The sequence below is a fragment of the Paenibacillus hamazuiensis genome (assembly GCF_023276405.1).
GTDB lineage: Bacteria > Bacillota > Bacilli > Paenibacillales > NBRC-103111 > Paenibacillus_AF > Paenibacillus_AF hamazuiensis.
Genome location: NZ_JALRMO010000001.1, coordinates 781932 through 805039 on the forward strand (window position 1 = coordinate 781932; position 23108 = coordinate 805039).

Consider the following 23108-nt stretch of genomic DNA (forward strand, 5'->3'; position numbering starts at 1 on the left):
ATAGTAACTGTTATCTTTTGCAAATTCCGGCGATTAAGGGAGGCAGCGTAGCATGATCCGCCTGAAGCGATGGAACATTTCCAGGGCTTTGACGAAAATGATCCTGTATATGACACTAACGATGCTGTTAATGGTAACTCTTCTTTCCAAAATTTTATACGACAAGTTCGAACAAATCGGATTAAAAAACGCGTATGAGGTGAACCAAAAGCTGCTTGCCCAGCTTGCCTATAACCTGGATTATATGAATGAAACGGTGAGAAGCATATCGATCACGCAATATTTCACGCCCGGCAACACTTTGCTGATGCAGGCCAAAGATATGGACACTTTCGATAAGATTAAAAGCGTCAACGCGTTTCACAACATCATCGTCAACAACCCGTTGCTTCACTCCGCCATTCTCTACAACCACCGTACCGGGGATTATCATTTTATCGATTCCGCCGAAGACCGGGAACTGATGGCCCGTTTCAAGGAGAACGGAGACCTGCCGATCTTAAAGCCCATACCGCGCATTTTGAATCAGGAGCCGGTCTTTACGTATTTTATGTACGAAAAGGGGGACAAGGACATTTTCGACAACGGAGCTCTCGTTCTCAACGTGAAAATGGACTGGCTCCGCAACGAATTGAACAAATTCATTAACGACGATACCAATTACATGATAGTCAATAATCAAGGACAAGTTATCATCGATGCGAAAAATAAGTTTCAGCCGTTCGAAACGGTCCGCTGGCAGGATTTCCAGGGGTTGAACGAAGCAAGGCAATCGGACAGCCACATGTTTGCCTATACGAATAACGAAAGACGACTGGTTTCTTTCCTCGACATCCCGGGAACGGAATGGGCTTTCATCAGCGATACTCCTTCCGACAGCGTGTTTCATTTTATCCTCGAAGTGAAGCGGCAAACCATGTTATGCGCGGTATTGGGGATGTTTTTTGCCGTGCTTGTATCCGTCGCGCTTTCGCGAATATTTTATTCTCCGATGGGCAACTTGGTGAAGAAGGTAAAATCAGTAGCAGGTGAAATGGGAGATGCCAAGGACGAAGCCGACTATATTGAAAAAGCGTTCCGGATCAGCATCGATCGATATACGGCGTATAAAACGTCGACACAGGATCTGATGAAGGAAAACGCGATAAAATCGCTCTTGATGGACAGCCATTCGGCGTCTGCGGCGGGAATCGAAAGCTTAAGAGAGCTGTCCGATTTTTTCCGGCCGGGAAGGTTTTATTTCCTTGTTCTGCTTACTTTCGATCAATTGAAGCATTATGAAAGAATGTCTACCGCGGAGAAGCAGTTGGTCAAATTTACCGTGCTGAATATTGCCGGCGAAGTGTTCGGAGAATGGGAGGCCTGCGAAAAAACGTATTTGGGCGACGGAGAATTCGTATATTTGCTGGGGACAAATTCGCCCGACATAGATTCGCAGATGAAAACATTGCATCAAAATATCCGGATCTTTCAGTCGCTGTTCAACCGGGTTCACAAGTCAATAACGATGTCGGCGATGATCGCCAAACCGTCCGAAGAGAATATAAAGCTGCCTGATTTATACAAAGAAGCGCAGCGTTTGCGGCAGTATCGATTATCATTTGGAAGCGCTTGCGTAATCGAGAGCGGCGCCGTCCTGCCGCAAGCCGCAGAGCCGCTTTATCCCGCGAATATGGAAAAAAAGCTGGTGGAAGCGGTGAAGGCGAAAAACCCGGAGGGTATGAAGGACGCATATGTGCAGTTTATCGCAGCTCTGGGACGCTGTGACGAGCACCGCCTGATGCTTTCGCTGCTGCAGCTTTCGCTGGCCATCGGCCAAACGCTGCATGAAACGAACCGCAACCGGTTCGAGAAAATGAGCGTTGATCCGGGACGTTTTCAAAGCGACATTTTGCAGTCCGACACGCTTGAGGAAATGGAGATCCAATTTTTTCAGCTGTTTGAAAAGATCGCCGCGCACTCGTCCCAACCGATCGAAATGAAACATCAGGTCATCGTTCAGTCTGTGATCGATTACATTCATCTTCATCTGGCCGACGAGGATTTGAGTCCGAAAGCGATCGCGGCTGAATTCAAGCTATCGGTCGGACATTTGGGGGATCTGTTCAAGCAGGTCGTAGAGACGTCGATTTCCAAATACATATTCGATCTTCGTATGGAAAAGGTCAAATATTTGCTGAGAACAACGGACAAGAGCGTAAAAGAAGTTGCAGCCTCTGCAGGTCTTTACAACGAAGCGAACTTTTACAAGGCGTTCAAAAAGGAATTTGGCGTTACGCCAAACGAATACCGTCTGCATACGGCCGTCGAGGGAGTAAAGGGCTCTTATCCGGAAAAAGCGCGGAAATCCGGAGAAATGACAGTTTAAAAACGAGAAATCCGTGAAAATGAGAGTGGCAGGACAAAGGGGAAATGTCCTATGGTGTTTTTGTAGCGCAAACATACTGTGGGGTGGTGTTATAGGTTGCAGGGACAAATCGGGCAGGAACAGGTTGGTATGAGGGCGGCGGAAGCCGGAATAAAGGTCGGAAGCTTCGGGAAAGGAACGTCTTTTAGAAAGCGGCAAGCAAGACATCTGACTATTCTGGCGCTGCCTGCCGTGCTGTTGTTGTTTTTGTTTCAATATGTACCCATGGGAGGCATCGTGCTTGCTTTTAAAAACTACCGGTACGATCTCGGACTATGGGGCAGCAAGTGGGTTGGTCTGGACAACTTCAAGTTTTTTTTTACCTCCGCTGATGCGTGGAGAGTGACGATAAACACGGTCAGCCTGAATTTTATGTTTATTGTCGCCGGCACGGCGGGCTCCGTGTTTTTTGCGATTTTGCTTCATGAGATCAATTGGAAACGGTTGAAGCAATTTTATCAAACGACGATGTTTTTTCCGTATTTTTTATCGTGGCCGGTTATCGCATTGATTGTGTATGCGTTACTGAACGTCGATTTGGGAATCGTCAACAAGGCGTTGGAAGCGTTTGGTTTTGAGCCTGTTTTTTGGTATTCCGAGCCGGAAGTATGGCCGTATATATTGCTTGCGGTGCATTTCTGGAAGTATGTCGGGCACGGAGCGATTATTTATTACGCCGGAATTATGAGCTTCGACCGTTCCTTCTATGAAGCGGCGGCCGTGGACGGCGCGACGACATGGCAGATGCGTTTGTATGTAACGGTTCCCATGTTATTTCCGCTGGTCATCATTTTGTTCCTGATCAATATGGGTAATATTTTCCATGCCGAATTCGGTCTGTTTTATATGGTTACGCAGGACAGCGGAGTTTTGTATTCGACGACAGATGTCATCGACACGTATGTGTACCGTTCGTTAAGAGTGATCGGGGATATCGGCATGGCATCGGCCGTCGGCCTGTATCAAGCCGTCGTCGGCTTCGTGCTGATTTTGTCGGTCAATCTGTTGATTCGAAAATACAGTGCGGAAAACGCGTTGTTCTGACACGTTAAAAGTAAGGGAGGCCGCAGCATGACTGAGACGCAACGCCGGGGGACCGCGTGGCTGAATCATATTCCGCTGCTGATCTTGTCGTTTATCTGCATAGCGCCTATCGCGCTGATGATTTCCATTTCGCTTTCCTCGGCGGAAAGCATTACGGCGTTCGGGTACTCGTTTTTTCCCCATGCGCTAGACGGGAAAGCTTATGCTTATGTTCTCTCGGCTTCGGAGCGCATCGTGCGGGCCTACGGCGTATCGCTTTTTGTTACGCTCCTGGGAACATGCTTGTCGCTGCTCGTCGTTTCCATGATCGCTTATCCGCTCTCGAGAAGGGATTATATGCATCGGGGCAAACTGATGTTTTATGTCGTGTTTACGATGCTCTTTAACGGAGGGCTCGTTCCCACTTACATTTTCGTATCCAAATATCTTCATTTGAAAGATACGGTTTGGGCATTGATTCTTCCGTACTTGGCAGCGCCGTGGTTCATCGCGATGCTGCGGACGTATTTCGCGCAATTGTCGCACGAGGTGATCGAAGCGGCTACCGTGGATGGCTGCAGCGAATTCCGCATTCTGTTCACGCTCGTGATTCCGATGAGCAAGCCGGCGCTCGCTACCGTCGGCCTGCTTACGGTGCTGCGCTATTGGAACGATTGGTTTCTCGGATTGCTTTACATCGACGATACGCATTTGTATACACTTCAGCTGCTTCTATACGTAATGATGGCCAATATTCAAGAGCTGCTGAAGACGGCGGCGGACACCGGGATTCTTGAAATTGCCGATTTTCCGTCCGAGTCGGCGAGAATGGCGATGGCGCTTATCGTTGCAGGCCCGATGCTGCTAGTATTTCCCTTTTTTCAAAAATATTTCGTAAAGGGACTGACTGACGGGGCGGTCAAAGGTTAGTCGGATTTTTCGGTCGGATTGTAATAAAAAACGAAATGACAGACTGCATGAGGGGGAACGAAAGTGAAGGTCATGAAGCAAGTTTTATCGCTAGGTACGGCCCTTTTATTAGCGGTTTCCGCATTGGCGGGGTGCACGGCGGAACGCGATGCGGGAGCGGAGGCACCCAAGACGAATAACGCAGGGCAGGCCGGGGCCGGTGCGCTGCCTCCGGTGAAGCTGGTATGGCTGCTGCGCAGCTCGCCGCAAAAGGATATGGCTGCAGTTCAAGAGGCATTTAACAAAATTGTCAAGGAAAAAATTAACGCCGAGGTGGAATTCAATTTTATCGACGGCGGCGTTTACGACACCAAACTAAAAACGATGATCGCGGCCGGCGAGCCGTTCGATATCGCCTTTGCCTCTTCGTCCTTGGGCGGAGATTTTTACGGAAGCGTTGCCAAGGGCGCATACATTCCGCTCGATCAGTTGATCCAATCTTACGCGCCGAAAACGTACGCGTCAATTCCGAAAGACTTCTGGGATGCGGTTACGATCGATAAGAAAATTTACGGCGTCCCGAATTACCAGATAGTCGCGAGACAAAACGGCATCGACGTTCAGAAAAGAATGCTGGACAAATATGGCTTCAATCTGAACGACGTGAAAAGACTGGAGGATCTGGAGCCGCTGCTAGGCAAGATGAAAGCGGGCGAGAGCAAGGACAACACGGCGTTTTACATGGCGAAATCGGGGGCCTGGAAAGATATGCTGACGTACTACGGGTACGATTCCATTCTTTCCCCGATGTCGCCCGGAACCGTGAAATTGGGCGATACCGGCCTCAAGGTCGTGAACCAATACGCCGAGCCGTCCTTTAAAGAGCATATCCGGCTGATGAGAAGCTGGTACGAGAAGGGCTACATAAACAAGGACGTTGCGACGGCCCAGGTCGGCAGCAGCGGGGACGGCAGCTTGTCGCTCAGCTTATGGAACAATATCAAGCCCGGGGGCAATGCGGAGGTGAAAGTGCTGCTCGGCGGCAACGACGTGGTGGAGCGCGTACTGGATAAGCCGTTTGTCTCCACCGCAAACATTTCCGTAACTTTGCAAACGATCAGCAGAACCTCGAAAAATCCGGAAAGAGCGATGATGCTGATCGAGCTGATGAACACGGACAAGGAGCTTTACAATCTGCTGTGCTTTGGCATCGAGAACAAACATTACAAGAAGGTCGGCGAAAACAGAATCGAGCCGATTGCTGGCAGCGGTTATTTCCCGAACAAAGCGTGGGCGTTCGGCAATCAGTTTAATGCGTATTTGCTGCCGGGACAGCCCGATGACGTATGGCAGCAAACGATAGAGCTGAACAATAAGGCCGACCGCTCGTTGCTGCTCGGTTTTAACTTCAACATCGAGCCGGTGAAGGCGGAAATCGCGCAAGCCCAATCGGTGATTGACGAATATACGCCGGGCCTTATGACAGGCTCCGTCGATCCCGACAAATACTTGCCGCAATTTTTGGACCGGCTGAAAGCGGCCGGCGCCGATAAAATCATTGCCGAAAAACAAAAGCAGATCGATGCCTGGAAAGCCTCCAAATAATTTTCTTAGGGCAGATCGTTCGGATCTCCCCTTCTTCGGGGAGTGTCGATTCGGTCTGCCCCAAGTGGAATTGCCATCCATTTTGACGGGAGGGATAGGTTTTGAAACGTTTTTGGTCGGTAGGACAGATAAGCAAGATCCTGCTCGCGATGACGGCTTGCATTATGCTTTTGACGGCGATGACGATTCGCGCAAATGCGCAGGAAGGGGATGTGTTTGCCGAAACGTTCGACGCGATGACGACCGGGCAGCCGCCGGCCGGATGGTCTTTTACCTCGGTTTCCGGGGCTTCCGCGACCGTGGCGGACGTTCCGGATCAAACGAATAAAAGCATGCAAATCAGCAAAACATCCTCCGGCAGCGCAAGCTTCTATGCGAAGAAAACATTGCCGTCCGGCTTGACGAAAGCATCCGTTCATGTGCGTGCCAAGGCGATGCAGACGAACGCGCTGGCCTATGCGCCGACGATCCTTGGAAGCGGCGGGCAGGCGATTGTCCAGTTCGGCTTCAACAGCAACGGATATATAGCGTACTTGGCCGGAACGCAGTGGAAGCCGCTCCAGGCTTACGAGGCAGGGCGGTGGTACGATTTCACGCTTGCGCTCGATGCGGCGTCGCAAAAGTATGACATTTACATCGACGGCGTACTCGCGAAAGCGCAGGCCGAATTTTTGGTTTCGTCGGCAGAGCTGGCCCAGATTCACGTCGGCTTATTTCGTACGGACATCGGCACCGCCTATTACGACAGCTTCAGCGTCAGCTCCTATCGCTCCCTTCGGCAGCTGGAGGTGAAGCCGGCCTCCCTCCTTCTCGAAGCCGGCGAACAGCAAAAGCTGACGGCATCGTTCGAGCCGGCCGACGCCACGTTCCGCGCCGTCAACTGGAGCAGCAACGATCCGCTTGCGGCAACCGTAGATGACAGCGGGACGGTAACCGGCGTAAGCCCCGGCAGCGCCGTCATCACGGCAAGGGCGGCGGACGGCGGCATAGAGGCGGTCAGCAGCGTGCAAATCGTTTCGCCATCCTCGCCTGCGGGAGATTTGCTGCACGAGACTTTCAATCGGCAGGCAGAGGGACAACCGCCCGCGGGATGGTCTTTCGCGATGGCGGAAGGGGCTACGGCCGTCGTAACGGAAACGTCGCCGGCTGTCGGCAAAGGCATGCGCATCAGCAAACCGGTCCCAACGGAAACAAGCTTTTACGCCAAAAAAAGTTTGACCGCGCCTGCCGCGAAAACCGCAGTCGTCGTTAAAGCGATGGCCATGCAGAGGAATGCGCTGGTGATCGCACCGGCCGTCATCGGAACGAACGGCCGGCCGGTGGCGCAGGTCGGTTTTTATAACGACGGGTTTATAGCGGTTCTCATCGGTACGCAGTGGCAGCAAATTATGCCGTATGAGGCCGGCAGATGGTACGAGTTCCGGCTCGAATTCGACGCCGACTCGCAAACATACAATTTGTCAGTGGATGGCGCAGCGGTGAGAACCCAGCTAGCTTTTTTGAATGACGCGGCACAAATCGGGCAGGTGCATCTCGGTATATACCGCACGGACAGCGGGACCGCCTACTACGACAACATCGATGCATTTTCTTATCGCGCCGTCGAATCGGTCGCTCTGGAACCGGCGGCATTCAGGCTGTCGATCGGAAACCGCATGCAAGCGACCGCCACGATTGTTCCGGAGAACAGCACGTTTCGAACGCTGCTCTGGAGCACCAGCGATCCTTCGGTGGCGGAGGTCGATGCTAACGGAGTCATCGCGGGCAAGAGCACAGGTCAAGCGACCATTACTACGGTATCGACGGATGGAGGAATTCAGGCTGCCTTCCATGTCGAAGTTTTTCGTCAACCGGTATCCGGGATTCGGCTGAGTGACGAACGCCTCACCTATCCGGTCGACTCCACAGCCGTTCTTCAAGCGATCGTTTCACCGGCGGACTCGACGGATCCGTCCGTGCGTTGGAACTCCAGCGACGAATCCGTCACAGTAGTGAAGGATGACGGCGAGCTGTTCTTCGTAGGAACGGGCACTGCGGTCATCACTGCCGTCACGAGCGACGGCGGGTACCGGGCGGAATGTTTTGTCACGGTTGTTCCAAGAACGGTGCAGGCGATCTATTACGTCTCTCCGGATGGCGACGACAGTAACCCGGGAACGGAAGCCGCCCCTTTTCGAACGTTGGAGAAAGCCCGCGACATAGTTCGCTCGGTCAATCGGCAAATGTCCGGCGACGTGCAGGTGCTTCTTCGCGGGGGAACATATACGCTGGACAGAACGTTTGTCCTCGATGAGCGGGATTCGGGCAGCAACGGCTACCGAATCGTTTATAAAAATTACCCCGGAGAGAAACCGGAGATAAGCGGAGGCAGAAGCATTACCGGCTGGACGCTGCATGACGCGGAGAAAAATATATACCGCGCCTATGCAGGCGGACATATCGAAACCCGCCAGCTTTATGTGAACGGCGTCCGCGGCGTACGGGCGAGAAGCGTCGGAAGTTTAACGAACGCGACTTCGGATGACGGTGTCGTAGGACATACGACAACCGATACGTTTCTGGCAGGGTGGAGGAACATAAGCGATATAGAAATGGTGTACAAATCACTATGGACCAACTCGCGGGGAGGGGTTGAGGCCATCACCGTTTCAAACGGGGTCGCCACGATCAAGATGAAGCAACCGGGCTGGTATTATCTCACCCATAAGGGAAGCCATTCAGCGAAGACGCCATGGTATTATGAGAACGCCTACGAGCTGCTTGATCAGGAAGGGGAGTGGTACCTGGATCGGTCCGCCGATACGTTTTACTACAAACCAAGAGCGGGGGAAAACCTCGCCACGGCCGAAGTGACCGCCCCTGTGACGGAGGAACTGATGAAGGTGGAGGGCAGCAATCTGGATACGCCGGTTAAGGATATTGTTTTCGAAGGATTGACGTTCGCTTATTCGACGTGGCTGCGCCCGAATGGAACGAGCGGCCATGCGGACGCTCAAAATAACCACATCCGCGAGAGTGGCATGGATACGCTGCCCGATGCGGCGATCACAGTCAAGAGGGCGAATCACATCACTTTCGAGCGGAACGAATTCAGCAAGCTGGGCTCCACGGCGTTAAAAATGGTCGAAGGCGTCCGGAACAGCATGATTCGCGGAAACCGTTTCTACGACATCTCGGGAGGAGCGGTTAACATCGGTGAACCGACCAAAAACGATCCGTCCATCTTCAACCCGGCGGACGGACGGCTGCTGATGAAAAACAACGACATTGTCAACAACTACATTCACGACATCGGAGTCGAATACCGTTCGGCGGCGGCGATTTCGGCCGGATTCCCAGTCGATATGGACATCAGCCACAACGAAATTTTCAACATTCCATACAGCGGCATTCATATCGGCTACGGCTGGCAATGGATGGCGACGTCCGCAATCCGTAACATGAAAATCGAGCACAATTTTATCCATGATCTGATGGGGCAGGGCATTTACGACGGCGGCGCCATTTACACGCTTGGCGGGACAGGGGGGACTGCGTCTTCCCTTAACATGATTTCCGAGAACTATATTAAGAACCAGAAGAATCAATCGGGAGCGCTGTATCCGGACGAAGGCTCCAGCTTCTGGAGCATCGAACGCAACATTATCGACTTAAGCGAATCAACCGTCTGGGAAAATAACTTCGTACCGCGATGGCTTCACATTTGGACAACATCGATTCATGACTTGGCCGTCGACGGCAATTATACGACGACGGCGAACATGCAGAATAGCGGGATTAACGTCAGCATTGCCAATACGTACGTGCATCCCGACAAGCAATGGCCGCAGGAGGCGCTGGACATTATCGCACGTTCAGGGTTGGAGCCGGAATACCTGGACATCGCCGAGACGATACTGGCGAAAGTGAAGGCGCCGGATGTGGTCAACCTGAATAGCGGAGAGAGCTATGATCTGCCTGTCAGCGGGCTTACCCCGAAGGAGGAGCCGTTCGATTTGAAGCAGGCGTCCCGCATCGAGTACAGCTCTGACAACAGCTCTGTTGTTGCAGTGGACGATCGTGGAAGGCTGACGGCGGCCGGCTCCGGGAAGGCAACGGTAACGGTGACGGTAACTGCGGGAAACGTGACGGCAGAAGCGGCAACGGCAGTCTATGTCGACGATCGTTTATCCCGCATCGAGCTTGCGCATCCCGAAGAAGTCCCGGTCCATATCCCCTTGTTCACGTCGAAACCTTTGGAAACGGTCACGCTTTCCGTTTACGGGCAGACGGTCAAAAACGCACCGATGCGATACGGCAGCCGTGATTCCGATATCGTATCCGTCGACGAGAACGGGGTTTTAACCGCCCGTTCCCCCGGTGCGACTACGGTTGATGTGACCGGAACTTACCAAGGGATGACCGTGAACGCATCGTTTGCCGTAGAGGTCATCACCTACGAAGGCACCCCTCTGGACGATGCGATCGCAGATTATGCCTCTTGGTATATTGACGGAAACGGGAACAAGATGCAAGGAGAAGGATCCTTGACCGTATTTACGCCCGGAGCTTCACCGAACGGGTTTGCGGCATATCAAGGAAGGACGTTTTTGAATGATCGGCTTACGTTCTTCATGAATATCGACAGCATTGTGGGCTGGCCTTCGATCAGTCTGCGCAACCGCCTGCCGGACAAAAGTATTTTCGATGCCGGCAACGAAGCCTATCTGATCACATTCAAGCCCGACCTGATTGAGGTGCAGCGGTTTAACGGCGGAAAGCGCACTGTGCTGCTCGGCAACATCGACGGGCAAATCGGCACCGGCGGCGAGGCGGTCCCCAACAAATACTTCGGGTTCGGGAAAAATCAGCTCATCCAGGTATCGGCGGTGAACGAGGAGGCGGGCGTACGGCTGAAGCTGAATGTCAACGGATATCCGGTTGTCGATTTTTTAGACGACGGGACCGGACGGATTGCTGAAGCCGGGTATTTTGGGGCGTATGCCAAATCTGGGAACATCACATTCAGTGCGGTTCATGCCGATACGGCGGCGCCTGTAACCACGAGCGATGCGAAAACGGGTTGGCATAACGAGGAGCAGCGGATTACGCTTACGGCAGCGGACGACCGGAGCGGCGTTGCGCAAACGTGGTACAGCTTGGACGGCATGCCGTTTGCTGAAGGGAATACGGTCGTCGTCGGCAGCGAAGGCTCTCATACGCTGCAGTTTTACAGTGCGGACCGCGCTGGCAACCGGGAAAACGTCAAGTCTTCGCAGGTGGAGATCGATATGACGCTGCCGCACATTGAAGTTACCGCGGCGGCGGTTGAACCGACTGCAGAGGGAACGGTAAGCCAGGCGGTTTACTTTTCCGATCGGCTTCAAATCCATGTGTCTGTTTCCGATGCGCTTAGCGGCGTAAAAAGCCGAGTCGTCAAGCTGGACGGCACTGTGATCGAATCGACGTATACGGTGGAGCCGTTTCAGCTGTCCCCTGGCAGCCACATGATCGATGTCACTGCAGCCGATCATGCGGGAAACACGGCGTCGGCTTCATTTTTGCTGGAAGTCAAATTGGACGTATCCGGGCTGAAATCTGTGCTGCAGTCTGCTCATGAAAAGGGATGGATTCGCAGCAAGGGCATGTTGAACAGCTTGCTGGAGAAAATTGACAATATGCTGCGTCATACGGGCACGATTGAGGGGTTAAATGAACTCGGCGCTTTTGAGAACGAGATCCGGGCTCAGTCCGGCAAGCAGCTGGATGCGGCTTTCGCGCAAAAATTATGCTCGGAGATCATTCCGTATTTAAGGGATTCCGTGTAAAGAGCACAAAACAGAGACTCTGCAGTTGCCCGCAACAGGCCGCCATCAGAGCTAACCAGCGGGGCCAGTTCTCCCGGATGAGTAATGAAGGCAGACCTTATTCCAACGTCATCCGGTTCGGACTGGCTCCGCTATTTCATCGCCTGGTCGGACAGGCCATGAAATTCCCGGAATGCGGTCTCGGGCGATTCGCCATAAAACCGCTTGAAATCGCGGATCATATGCGCCTGATCGAAATATCCGTGGTTTAACGCCAAAGTAAGTCCATCCATGCGGCATTTGCCGAGGATATCGTTAATAGCGGCCTGGAAACGGCGAATTCGCTGAATCTTTTCGGACCCGTTCCGATCCACAGGTAAAAAATCGTTCGTATGCCGCTCACCGACCGCTTCCTTTGCGGATAACTCGCGTACGCAGGATTTTCACCCGTACAGCATAACAAAATGAAGCTCATGTCCCAGCTGCTTCAAATAATTATAAAGCTGGGCACGGTGATGGAACGTATGCGTAACCGTTTCGATCAGCCATTTGATCTGCACCATGCCGTGATCCGCATAAAACGCCTTGGTCGATTTATTGAGCAGCTCGTCTTCGCTCAGCGACTCCATATAAGCCCGCAGCGCTTCATAATTGGAGCGCAGCCTTTGGGCAAGCTCATCCGGATCGGTGAGGGAGTCTGCGCTTTTTTCAACAACGTCCACCTCGGGCTGGCTCCGTTCCTGCATAATGGCCAAATCGGAGGCGGGCACACTTGCCAGATGCCGGACCAACTCCAATAACGTCCGCATATTTTCTTTCGGCCGATAGCTCCATTCCTCCGCCCGAATTTTTCGGATTAAAGCTTCGCTGGTTTTCACGGAAAGTTCCAGCTCGTCCAGCAAATGATTGCGAATTTGCATAACGCCGTTTTCGCTCATCATGCCATCTCCTTTTACAATTAAGATTAAAGTTGCTTCCTTCATTGTAGCATCTTGCAGGCGGGATTCATTGTAAAAATCGGACGATATCGATACGGGGAAGCAAATGCTGTTCCATGCCCCGGAGCTTTGCCCGCAAAGTAACACAGATGACATTCATAAATGGTGCTGTCAAAACCGGCAATCGAAAAGAAATAATGCAGTTCTTTTTGGTGTATAATTGAGATGAGGTTGTCCAAATGATTCCAAAGGAGCTGTTATTGATGTCAATTACTTTGAACCCGTATTTGAATTTCGACGGCACCACGAAAGAAGCGGTCTATTTTTACGAGAAAGCGCTGGGAGGGAAATTGATAAATATCACGACGTTCGGAGATATGCCGGCGGACCCGAACCACCCGCTGCCGGAAGGCGCGAAGGATCGCGTTATGCATGCACACTTGAAAGTCGGCGACGCGGATCTCATGTTCTCCGATACTTTCCCGGGCATGCCGTTTCAGCCGGGCGATACGGTTCAGATTGCCATCCATCCCAAAGAAGAGGCAAGAGCTAGAGAAATCTTCGCCGCTTTGGAAGACGGCGGACGAGTCGTCATGCCGCTTCAGAAGACGGATTGGAGCCCCTTGTACGGGATTGTAAAGGATAAATTCGGGGTTACTTTCCAAGTGAACGTCCCGGGAGAGCAGCCGCAGCAGTAAGCATACCGACGACAAACAAAACCTCCTGTTCACGATGGACAGGAGGCTTACAACAAATGACCGGGATTCCTTTATGGATAAGGAGCCCCGGTCTTTTGCATTATTGTACCGAATTGTTGGTCATAAGAATAGCGGCCTCTCGTCCCGGAACGATTTCGATGGTAGTTTTCCCGGATGACAATCGTGGAAAATGGTGGTATAATATAGGAACAAATGTTCCTTTCTTTGAGAGCACGACCTGTTTGCCGGCGAGGAAAAAGTGATGCAATGATATATTTAAAAAAAACATCGAGGGGGCGGAAGGATGGCAGGGGAAATCAAACCGATCGGGTTATTGAACGGCAAGTCGGGTACTGCCAAATTTAATTTGACTTTACATCCGCCTGCAGAGCATCTTGCGTACTTCGTCGAGCATTATTGGATCGTTCAGTGGGATTTAAGGGGGGAGGAGCCGTTTTTCTCGGAAAACCTCCCGCATCCGAGCGTACATTTGGTATTTGAAAAAAACAACACCCGGATTGTCGGCGTCGTGACGGGTAAATTCGGCTACTTGCTGGAAGACCGCGGTGCCGTATTCGGCATTAAATTCAGGCCGGGAGCGTTTTATCCGTTTGCCCGCATTCCGGTTTCGCGGATTACGGACAAATCGGCGAAGCTGGAGCAGTTTTTTGAGGCGGATGGCCAGGAGCTTGAGAATAAAATATTGTCGCAGCCATCTCCCGAGCTCATGGTTAAGCTTGCGGAGTCGTTTCTGTCGGAGAAAGTCCCGGAACGGGACCCTGCCGTCGAGTTGATCGGCCGTATCCATCAAACGATCATATCGGACCGGGAGCTGAAGCGGGTCGAGGCGGTTGCCGCCAGGTTTCAAATGACGCTGAGAAGCCTGCAGCGTCTGTTCAACCAATACGTCGGCGTCAGTCCCAAATGGGTCATCCAGAGATACCGTCTCCACGAAATTGCCGAACGAATGGCCGAAGAGGAGAACCTGAACTGGTCCGAGCTGGCTGCGGAACTGGGTTACCACGACCAGACCCACCTGATCAAAGCGTTCAAATCGATCATCGGCATGGCCCCGGAACAATACTTTCAAAGAAAACGGCAGATGACTTAATTTCCGGAGCGATTTGAACGGATTGCTATTTTCATCATCTAAAGCTTGCCATTAGCCGGCAAGCTTTTTTTGCATACAAATCTCTGCAGGTCTATTTGCCGGAGACGATATTATTGTAAATTTTACCGTAAATCTGATAGTTTGCAGTTCCATTTATTATAAATATTTGGTAAAATCTCACCATGTCATCAAAAGAATCAGGAAAATTATGTAGATTCTACATTTTATTAAAAAGGAGACGATCTTTCTTGAGAAAATGGCTGGCGGGCCTCGTAACCGTACTTATGCTTATTCCCCAAAGCAACGTTTTCGCCGCAACTACGAAAAACATTCATGTATCATTTAACAAGATCAGCATCAAAGTGAACGGTCAACCCGCTGCAAGCAACAATATTTTATATGACGGCACAACTTATGTTCCTCTGCGAAATATCGCGGAAATGATGGATAATTTGCCTGTGACCTTTTACCCTAACGAAAATATTGTCAATATCGGAGCTGTTCCTTCCGGTAAAAAAGAACCCGGAATCCCCGCCACCCAGTCGGATGGCACCAAGGACGATGCAAGAGAAGAGAGCAGAGACGCGACGATTGATGCAGTTTTCGATGCTATTACCATTATGGTCAATCTCGAAAAAGTGGAATCAAGCAACTTGCTGTACAACGGACGAACGTACGTCCCTCTTAGAGCGGTTTCCAACATTTTGGGGTTGGACGTTACTTATGATGAGCCTACATCCACCGCCTACATAGGAAAAATTCCCGATGGAGAGATTGCAACGTCGGATTCATCGAACAAACCGGCCGCAAGCGGAATGTATAGTGTTCCGGCAGAAGGTGACATGGCAGGTTGGATGCTTTTAAAAGGGCACCCGTATGAGGGCAATTATGAAATATACTACACAACCGATGGGAAGTCGTTATCAGTTACCTCGAAAGACATAAGAAATCTCGATATGAACGAGAAATTTAGCTGGGTAGATGAGTTTGGACAAACAAGGGTGAGTACCAGACAACAACTTTATACATTGATGGGGACGTTGAGAAAGGTTGCCGACGATGACTGGTTATTGAGCCGATTCGGCGATTTGTACATGGAATATGTGGATTCTTATGTAATCCATCCAGAGAACTTGGTCACCCAATATCTCAAAGAAACAGGTCAAATGAAGCCGATAGACAGCAATGTTATATTAAAGCCTGGCGTCGACTTAAAAACAAAAGAAGTTACCCCGACTGCGGGATATAACAAATATGCGGACGGCACCGTCGTATTCTACGCTTACGATAAATATGGCAATTACCGGGGAGAATTTATCGATCGGGATGATCGAAATTATGTTGAATACTTGCGGAACAACCGGACGGAACCTCCAAAATTATCGGATAAATGGATGTCATTGAATGTATTGCAGAAAATTTATGAAGCCGAGGTCAGCGTCGACAGCCAAACCTTGATTCTCAAAAACGCGAAGGAAGAAATTATGCATCTTTCCCTTCCTGCTGACTGGAATCGGGCCGATGTTAAGGAGACAAAAATAAATAACATCCGAATCAAAAAATATAGTCCGGAACAAAACGCCACGAGTGAAAAATGGATAGACCTTGGTGCTCTGAAAGAAAAGGCCGGAATTACAATGAGTATCACCGACAGTGTTGATGATTTGGCGTTATACGGACCGTATGATGAAAAATTGGGAAAATCTCCAAAGCTGTTTGATATGAAATTTCCAAAATCCTGGAGCACCAGCACTAAAGAGGACGCAATCAATGTCAACGGGCTTCGTGTAAAGAAAGAAAACGATACCTATTACTTTTTCGTTGAAGATTTGGTGAGACTCAAGATTTTAACCGATAGCAGTGAAAAACGGGAATTTAGCATTTACTTGAATGTCGATGACCTTGTATCGGCCGGATTGTTAAAATAACGTTCATGCCATGACGTGAACGCAGGAGGAATTATATTGAACCGTCAAAAAATATTAACTTTGAGCGTGTTGAGTTTCCTGATTATTATGCTCACCGGATGTGTGAAGGCGGACTTTCATATCACGGTAAACAAAGACAGTTCCGCGGAACTCGATTATAAAATCGGGATAAGCGCCCAAGTCGCAGGTTTGATGGCTGCCGGCAAAGATGCCAAAGATCCGCTGCAGGACATGAGACAGCAATTTGAGCAGCAAGGTTTTACGGTTATCCAGTATCGGGAAGGGGACTATATCGGCATCAATGCCAAGAAGCACCAGAGCGACATCAAGGAATTGAAATCGATCGGAAATCTAAACCCGAATCTGGGCAATCAAAAGGACAACAGCGGTGCGAACAGCATGAATATTGATGTTCAGAACGGACTTTTTTACACGACTTACAGTTATAAGGGCGCTCTGGATCTCAGCACATTGAAGCCTGATGCGAACGATACGATGGGGATCCAGAAAGCAATGCTCAACCAGATGGACCTCAAAGTAACCTTAACGCTGCCGGTAACCGCCGAAGAGCAGAATGCCTCCAGAGTGCTCGATGACAAGAAGACTTATCAGTGGGATCTTCTGCCCGGTTCGAACAACGAAATCGTGCTGAAAACAAAAGTGTTAAACGTGACCAACATTGTCGTTTTGATCATTGTTTTGGTTATTGTGCTGATCGTGGCGTTGACCGTCATTTCCAGAAGAAAGAAGAAAGCGGCTTTCTTGAACCCTCCTATTGCGATCGAAGAGCAGACCCCGCCGCACAGTTAAAAACTTCTTGCAGATTCCGTGAATATGGTATAAATTGGTCCATATCACGGGGCAGGAGTGTGGGAAAATGGAACGCGGGACGGATTACAACCGGATGGATATTGACGAACTGAACAGGCAATATCAAGCGCTGCAGGAAAAATACGAAGGATTCAAAAGCCGCGGCATGTCCCTGGATATGTCCAGAGGTAAGCCGTGTCCGGAACAACTCGAGCTTTCCAGGGGGATGCTCGACATATTGTCATCCGAAGACAGCCTGAAAGCGATGGACGGCACCGATTGCCTCAACTACGGAGGCATCGACGGCATCCCCGAAGCGAAGCAATTGTTTGCGCAGATGCTGGAGGTCGGCGCGAGCGAGATCCTCGTCGGCGGCAACTCGAGCCTGACGATGATGCACGACGCTTTGTCGAGAGCGATGCTTCATGGGGTTTACGGCAGCGCGACGCCGTGGGGGAAACTGCCGAAGGTGAAGTTGTTATGCCCGAGTCCGGGGTATGACCGGCATTTTGCGATATGCGAGCTGCTCGGCATCGAAATGATTGCGGTAGACATGCTGCCGGACGGTCCGGACATGGATGCGGTGGAGAGGCTGGTCCGCGAAGACGATTCCATCAAAGGCATATGGTGCGTTCCCAAATACAGCAACCCGGAGGGAATTACCTACTCGGATGAAACGGTTGATCGGCTGGCCGGCATGAAGACGAAAGCAAGCGATTTTAGAATCATGTGGGACGATGCTTATACGGTGCATCATTTGACGACGAAGCCCGACCGTTTGAAAAATATACTGGAAGCCTGCAAAAAAGCGGGGAACCCCGACCGCGCGTTTATCTTCGCCTCGACGTCCAAGATTACGTTCCCCAGCGCCGGAGTGGCGGTGCTCGCATCCAGCGAAGCGAACTTGAATTTCATTAGAAAGCAGCTGTCCGTGCAAACGATCGGCCCGGATAAAATCAACCAGCTGCGCCATGTCCGTTTTCTGCAGAACATGGATGTTTTGCAGGCGCACATGGAAAAGCACGCTGCGATTATCAAGCCGAAATTCGATATTGTCTTGAATAAGCTCGAATCGGAGTTAGGCGGAAAAAACATCGCCTCCTGGATCAAGCCGAACGGAGGTTACTTCTTAAGCCTGAACACATTGGACGGCTGCGCCAAAGAAGTTGTCCGTTTGGCGGCGGAAGCAGGCGTCACCTTGACCAAGGCGGGCGCTACTTACCCGTACGGCAGCGATCCGCGGGACCGGAATATCCGGATTGCGCCTACGTTTCCTTCGGCTGAGGAGCTTGAAACCGCGATTGACGTATTGTGCGTCTGCGTTCAGCTGGCAAGCATCAAGAAGGTGTTAGCCTCATAAAAAAAGTGGAAACCTGCCCTGGAGAAGGGCAGGTTTATTCAAATATATACTCCGCATAGGGCAGGCCAGGTCATGGAGCGATGCGGATGCAAACCTTACCGAAATAGGTGCCCTTTTCCATGTAACGCAGAGCTTCCGCCGATTGCTCAAACGGGAAGATGCGGTCGATGACAGGGCGCAGCTTGTTTTGGCCGACGGCACGGTTCATCGCTTCGAACATCGTGCGGCTGCCGACGTTGATGCCTTGCAGCCGGACTTTTTTCTGAAAAGCGGGAATCAGGTTGAAGCCGTCCACGCTCATTCCCGACAAGAGGCCGATCAGGCTCACCTGCCCTTCGGGGCGAACGGCTGCCACCGAGCGGTTGAGCGTTGCGGCACCGCCAAGTTCGACGACATGATCGGCGCCGCGGCCGTCCGTGAACTCGAGCACCGCCTCGTCCCAGTCGGGGGTTTGCCGATAGTTGACGGTAAAATCGGCGCCGAGCCGCTTTGCCCGCTCAAGCTTCTCGTTGCTGCTCGACGTGACGATAACCGCCGCCCCTTGGAGCTTGGCGAACTGCAGCGCGAACAGCGAGACGCCGCCGGTGCCCTGCACGACGACGGTATCGCCGGCTTTGACTTTACCTTCCTCTACGATCGCATGCCACGCCGTGACGCCGGCACACGGGAGCGCCGCGGCTTCTTCGTCCGTCAAATGGTCGGGCACGCGCACGAGGCCTTCTTCGGGCAGCACGACATATTCCGCCAGCATCCCGGCTTTCGGAACGCCGAGCATGCTCTGCAGGTAGCTTTTTTGCAGCGGGCCGGAAATCCAGTCCTGCGTAAAAATGCCGCTGACCCGGTCCCCCGGCTTGAAACGGCCGGCCTGCTCGCCGAGCTGAACCACTTCGCCGACGCCATCGGACACCGGCACGAACGGGAGCGCGGCATCCGGGTTGTAAAAGCCGGAGACGACGCCGAGATCGCGGGCATTCAGCGATACCGCGCGCATGCGAATAAGCACTTCTCCCGGGCCGGGAACGGGTACGGGACGATCAGTAAGCGTGAGGTTATCCAAGCCGAAGCCGTTTTGAATTTCGAATATTTTCATTGGATCCATCTCTCCTTTAATTGGGGGTATAGACATACAATAATGCATGAACTAATATTTAGTAAGTAGGCACTTTTTCGTGCGCAGCGAACGAAAAAGTAAATATTGCGACCAGCGCCGAATTTCGGCTTTTAGGAGGAGGAAATTAAATGCTGAACACGATAAATAAATCGAAGCCGGACATCTCATTGTCGGTTTGCAGCTACAGTAAGGTGCTTGAGATCATTTCCAGCAAGTGGACGGCGCTTGTTCTTTATGCGCTTGAGAGCGGCAGCATACGCTACGGGGAAATAAGAAGGCGGATCGAAGGCATTTCGCAAAAAATGCTCACCCATACGCTTCGCCAACTGGAGCGCGACGGACTCGTCCGCCGCGAGGTTCATCCGGCGGTGCCTCCCGTCGTCGATTACATGCTGACCCCGCTTGGGGAAACGCTGATTCCGCATATGCGCCAGCTGAAAGAGTGGGCGAACAGCTATTATCCGCTTGTCGAGCAGGCGAGGCTTGAGTACGACCGGGTGAGCGGAACGGCCGGTTCGGCAAATGGAACGGATGAACCCGGCATCTTTGGTTAATCCTTGAATATGGTACAATATAACTGTGGATGAATAGACGGGGGCCGGGCTTATGCCCCAACCCGTTTGCATCCACAGAATGCAGCCTTTTTGGAAGGAGCGGTAACATGACCGATTTTATGGAAAAACTGGAGCGATACGCCGCCTTGGCCGTCCAGGTAGGGGTGAACGTGCAGAAGGGCCAAACCCTGGTGGTCACCGCGCCGCTGTCTGCAGCTCCATTTGTGCGGATCGTGACCCGAAAAGCGTATGAGGCCGGCGCCAAAAACGTACATATCGAATGGAACGACGACGACATCACCCGCATCAAATACGAGCTGGCTCCGGACGAAGCGTTTCTCGAATACCCGCAGTGGCGGGCCAAGGGCTGGGAGGACATGGCGGAAAACGGAGCGGCGTTTCTGTCGATCATCGCTTCCAACCCCGATTTGCTCAGCGGCATCGACCCGCAGCGGATCGCGAACGCGAATAAAACCGCAGGCCAGGCGCTGCAAAAATACCGCAGCTATCTGATGGCGGACAAAAACAGCTGGTCGGTGATCGCGGTGCCTTCTCCCGCCTGGGCGGCCAAGGTGTTTCCCGACGTCGCGGAAAGCGAAAGGGAAAACGCCTTGTGGGACGCGATCTTCGCAGCTACGCGGATCAATATGGAAGATCCGGTGCGTGCCTGGAAGGAGCATACGCAAAATCTCGACGCCAAAGCGGACTTCCTGAACGCGAAAAAATACCGCATGCTTCGTTACCGCGGCCCCGGCACCGATCTGACCGTCGAGCTGCCGCAGGGGCACATATGGGTGAGCGGCGGCAGCGTCAATGCGCAGGGAACCGCCTTTGTCGCAAATATGCCGACGGAGGAAGTGTTCACCGCTCCGCAGAAGGACGGGGTGAACGGGACCGTGCGCAGCACGAAGCCGCTGAGCTACGGCGGTCGGCTCATTCAGGATTTTTCGCTGACGTTTGAAAAAGGGAAAATCGTGAACATCTCCGCCGCCGAAGGGCTTGAGGTGCTGCAGCGGCTGGTCGGAACGGATGAAGGGGCGGCTTACCTCGGGGAGGTGGCGCTCGTTCCGCACCGTTCCCCGATCTCCGATACGCAAATCGTCTTCTTCAATACGCTGTTCGACGAAAATGCGTCCAGCCACCTCGCGATCGGGAACGCCTACGCGTTCTGCCTTGAAGGCGGCAAGGAAATGGCGCAGCAGGAGCTTGCAGAGCGAGGGCTCAACTCGAGCATCGTACACGTCGATTTCATGATCGGCTCAGCCGAAATGGATATTGACGGCGTGACGGCGGACGGCACAGAAGAAGCGCTGTTCCGCCAAGGCAACTGGGCGATTTAAGGCGTAGAGGTTGCATGGCTCTCGAAAGTCCGCAATATAGATGAGTGAACGGAGTGTTAGCGGAACAGTGTTTTTCCGCCAACGCTCCGTTTTTTTATTGCTTAGGAGCTTAGGAAATTATGCTGGGCTAATTTTTGCGGATAACCGGGGGCTCCCCCAAAAGTACCAGGAATAGGCTGCAAAGGTTCACGCCACTTTTGGGGGATTTGTTCCCTTTTTGGAATGGATCGCTTGCAGCCGCCGAATTTGGCTCCGGGTATGGTCAACCCCGGCGATCCGCTTTATAATTAGCTTATTCGACCAGGAATCAGGTGACTTCAAACATGATCGTCTATATCATCTATGTTGTGAGCGCTATCAACCAGCTGATCGTCTCGGGGACGAAGCCGGTCGTATCGCTGTACGCGACGAAGCTTGGGGCGACGCCTGCGGAAATCGGCATCATCGTATCGGTATTTGCTTTTTTGCCGGCGCTGCTGGCCATTCATATCGGCAGGTGGATCGATCTCTACGGCATCCGCAGACTGGTCTCGCTCGGCGGGGCGGGTCTCTTTTTGTCGCTTGTCGCGCCGATCGTTTATCCGCATTTCATCACCTTTGTATTTTCCCAGGCGCTTATGGGTGTGGCTTTTACGTTCCAGGTCGTCGCGCTGCAAAAGCGGATCGGAGTCACGGGCGACATCGAGAAAAGAATCGCTACGTTCAGCCTTGTCGCCTCGCTTGGAGCCATGGCGGGTCCTGCGATGAGCACCTTTTTGTACGAGCATTACAGCTTTATGGTTTCGTATGCGGTGAACAGCGTTTTGATGCTCATAGGCATGGTGATCGTCCGGCTCGTATCGCTGGAAAAATGGGAGCTTGCCGGCGGAGCGGCGGAGTCGCACAGCTCCCCGGACGCGGCAGGCGGCAGCGTGTGGAGCATGCTGAAGCAGCGCGATTTGCGCAATGCGGTCATCATCAGCGGGCTGATGCTGTCGAACCGGGAAATATTCGCCGCTTATTTTCCACTGCTCGGCGAGAAATTGAACCTGAGCCCGACGCAGATCGGGATCATCTTGTCGCTGATGGGCGCCGCCTCGATGGCGATCCGCATGACGCAGCCGGTGCTTGTTCGCCGCTTCGGCAGGATGAATGTGCTGACCTGGGCGCTGTACATCAGCGGAGTTATTTACCTGCTGACCCCGTCCATACCGCTTGCGGTCGTGCTGACGATACTTATCTGCATCCTCGGGGCCGGTCTCGGACTTGGGCAGCCGCTCAGCTTGTCGTACACGATCCAGGTCAGCCCGCTCGAACGCCGGGGCGAGGTGCTGGGCATGCGCATTACGTTCAACCGCGTATCGCAGTTGGTCGTGCCGCTGCTGTTCGGATCGATCGGCGGAGTGGCGGGGGTGACCGCGATATTTTGGGCGAGCGGTCTGCTGCTGCTGTTCGGAGGGGTGATGACGCGGGCCAAACCGGCCGCGGCATCGGAAACATAACCGGCTGCTCCGACCGTACGGAAGGACGGCGGCGGCTTTAAGAGCGG

The 23108-nt window shown here is 52.3% G+C and carries 16 protein-coding genes; 13 read left to right on the top strand and 3 right to left on the bottom strand.

Annotated features, from left to right (window positions below):
- Positions 1–52: 52 nt before the first annotated feature.
- The 5 genes from MYS68_RS03160 to MYS68_RS03180 all read left to right on the top strand — a co-directional run bounded on the left by MYS68_RS03160 (position 53) and on the right by MYS68_RS03180 (position 11751).
- The gene (locus tag MYS68_RS03160) at positions 53–2368 is read left to right on the top strand and encodes an AraC family transcriptional regulator (RefSeq protein ID WP_248924429.1); all 2316 of its coding nucleotides are present in this window, start codon (positions 53–55) and stop codon (positions 2366–2368) included.
- 96 nt (positions 2369–2464) lie between these two features.
- Entirely contained in the window at positions 2465–3451 is a 987-nt protein-coding gene (locus MYS68_RS03165) for an ABC transporter permease (RefSeq protein WP_248924430.1), read from the top strand.
- Positions 3452–3478: 27 nt separating this feature from the next.
- Positions 3479–4360: a carbohydrate ABC transporter permease gene (locus MYS68_RS03170; RefSeq protein WP_248924431.1), complete on the top strand. Its 882-nt coding sequence runs from the start codon at positions 3479–3481 to the stop codon at positions 4358–4360.
- 72 nt (positions 4361–4432) lie between these two features.
- Positions 4433–5944: an ABC transporter substrate-binding protein gene (locus tag MYS68_RS03175; protein ID WP_248930801.1), complete on the top strand. Its 1512-nt coding sequence runs from the start codon at positions 4433–4435 to the stop codon at positions 5942–5944.
- 101 nt (positions 5945–6045) lie between these two features.
- Positions 6046–11751 (top strand): Ig-like domain-containing protein, encoded by a 5706-nt coding sequence (locus tag MYS68_RS03180; protein WP_248924432.1) that lies wholly within the window; start codon positions 6046–6048, stop codon positions 11749–11751.
- Positions 11752–11882: 131 nt separating this feature from the next.
- Here the strand turns inward: MYS68_RS03180 and MYS68_RS03185 are convergent, their stop codons facing one another.
- Positions 11883–12104, bottom strand: a complete 222-nt coding sequence (locus MYS68_RS03185; protein WP_248924433.1) for a helix-turn-helix domain-containing protein — start codon at positions 12102–12104, stop codon at positions 11883–11885.
- Positions 12105–12173: 69 nt separating this feature from the next.
- Entirely contained in the window at positions 12174–12671 is a 498-nt protein-coding gene (locus MYS68_RS03190; RefSeq protein WP_248924434.1) for a DinB family protein, read from the bottom strand.
- Between the two features lie 260 nt (positions 12672–12931).
- Between MYS68_RS03190 and MYS68_RS03195 the strand changes: the two genes are divergently transcribed.
- The 5 genes from MYS68_RS03195 to MYS68_RS03215 all read left to right on the top strand — a co-directional run bounded on the left by MYS68_RS03195 (position 12932) and on the right by MYS68_RS03215 (position 18575).
- Entirely contained in the window at positions 12932–13366 is a 435-nt protein-coding gene (locus tag MYS68_RS03195) for a VOC family protein (RefSeq protein WP_248924435.1), read from the top strand.
- Positions 13367–13670: 304 nt separating this feature from the next.
- On the top strand, positions 13671–14477 hold the full coding sequence (locus tag MYS68_RS03200; RefSeq protein WP_248924436.1) for a helix-turn-helix domain-containing protein: 807 nt from the start codon (positions 13671–13673) through the stop codon (positions 14475–14477).
- Between the two features lie 248 nt (positions 14478–14725).
- The gene (locus tag MYS68_RS03205; protein ID WP_248924437.1) at positions 14726–16405 is read left to right on the top strand and encodes a copper amine oxidase N-terminal domain-containing protein; all 1680 of its coding nucleotides are present in this window, start codon (positions 14726–14728) and stop codon (positions 16403–16405) included.
- Between the two features lie 36 nt (positions 16406–16441).
- Positions 16442–17215 (top strand): LppM family (lipo)protein, encoded by a 774-nt coding sequence (locus MYS68_RS03210; protein WP_248924438.1) that lies wholly within the window; start codon positions 16442–16444, stop codon positions 17213–17215.
- A 67-nt stretch (positions 17216–17282) separates the two neighbouring features.
- Entirely contained in the window at positions 17283–18575 is a 1293-nt protein-coding gene (locus tag MYS68_RS03215; protein ID WP_248924439.1) for an aspartate aminotransferase type Ic, read from the top strand.
- A gap of 70 nt (positions 18576–18645) precedes the next feature.
- On the opposite strand, the gene MYS68_RS03220 is transcribed toward MYS68_RS03215, so the two are convergent.
- On the bottom strand, positions 18646–19665 hold the full coding sequence (locus MYS68_RS03220) for a zinc-dependent alcohol dehydrogenase family protein (protein ID WP_248924440.1): 1020 nt from the start codon (positions 19663–19665) through the stop codon (positions 18646–18648).
- 149 nt (positions 19666–19814) lie between these two features.
- Between MYS68_RS03220 and MYS68_RS03225 the strand changes: the two genes are divergently transcribed.
- The 3 genes from MYS68_RS03225 (at position 19815) to MYS68_RS03235 (ending at position 23061) form a co-directional block, all read left to right on the top strand.
- Positions 19815–20240, top strand: coding sequence for a winged helix-turn-helix transcriptional regulator (locus tag MYS68_RS03225; RefSeq protein ID WP_248924441.1), 426 nt, complete (start codon positions 19815–19817; stop codon positions 20238–20240).
- Between the two features lie 107 nt (positions 20241–20347).
- Positions 20348–21580 (top strand): aminopeptidase, encoded by a 1233-nt coding sequence (locus tag MYS68_RS03230; protein ID WP_248924442.1) that lies wholly within the window; start codon positions 20348–20350, stop codon positions 21578–21580.
- Between the two features lie 323 nt (positions 21581–21903).
- Positions 21904–23061, top strand: a complete 1158-nt coding sequence (locus tag MYS68_RS03235; RefSeq protein WP_248924443.1) for an MFS transporter — start codon at positions 21904–21906, stop codon at positions 23059–23061.
- The last annotated feature ends 47 nt before the right edge of the window (positions 23062–23108 follow it).

Coding starts and splice junctions, on each gene's coding strand:
- MYS68_RS03215 (WP_248924439.1), top strand. CDS start 17,283: ATGGAACGCGGGACGGATTACAACCGGATGGATATTGACGAACTGAAC.
- MYS68_RS03175 (WP_248930801.1), top strand. CDS start 4,433: ATGAAGCAAGTTTTATCGCTAGGTACGGCCCTTTTATTAGCGGTTTCC.
- MYS68_RS03170 (WP_248924431.1), top strand. CDS start 3,479: ATGACTGAGACGCAACGCCGGGGGACCGCGTGGCTGAATCATATTCCG.
- MYS68_RS03200 (WP_248924436.1), top strand. CDS start 13,671: ATGGCAGGGGAAATCAAACCGATCGGGTTATTGAACGGCAAGTCGGGT.
- MYS68_RS03235 (WP_248924443.1), top strand. CDS start 21,904: ATGATCGTCTATATCATCTATGTTGTGAGCGCTATCAACCAGCTGATC.
- MYS68_RS03220 (WP_248924440.1), bottom strand. CDS start 19,665: ATGAAAATATTCGAAATTCAAAACGGCTTCGGCTTGGATAACCTCACG.
- MYS68_RS03195 (WP_248924435.1), top strand. CDS start 12,932: ATGTCAATTACTTTGAACCCGTATTTGAATTTCGACGGCACCACGAAA.
- MYS68_RS03190 (WP_248924434.1), bottom strand. CDS start 12,671: ATGATGAGCGAAAACGGCGTTATGCAAATTCGCAATCATTTGCTGGAC.
- MYS68_RS03225 (WP_248924441.1), top strand. CDS start 19,815: ATGCTGAACACGATAAATAAATCGAAGCCGGACATCTCATTGTCGGTT.
- MYS68_RS03160 (WP_248924429.1), top strand. CDS start 53: ATGATCCGCCTGAAGCGATGGAACATTTCCAGGGCTTTGACGAAAATG.
- MYS68_RS03230 (WP_248924442.1), top strand. CDS start 20,348: ATGACCGATTTTATGGAAAAACTGGAGCGATACGCCGCCTTGGCCGTC.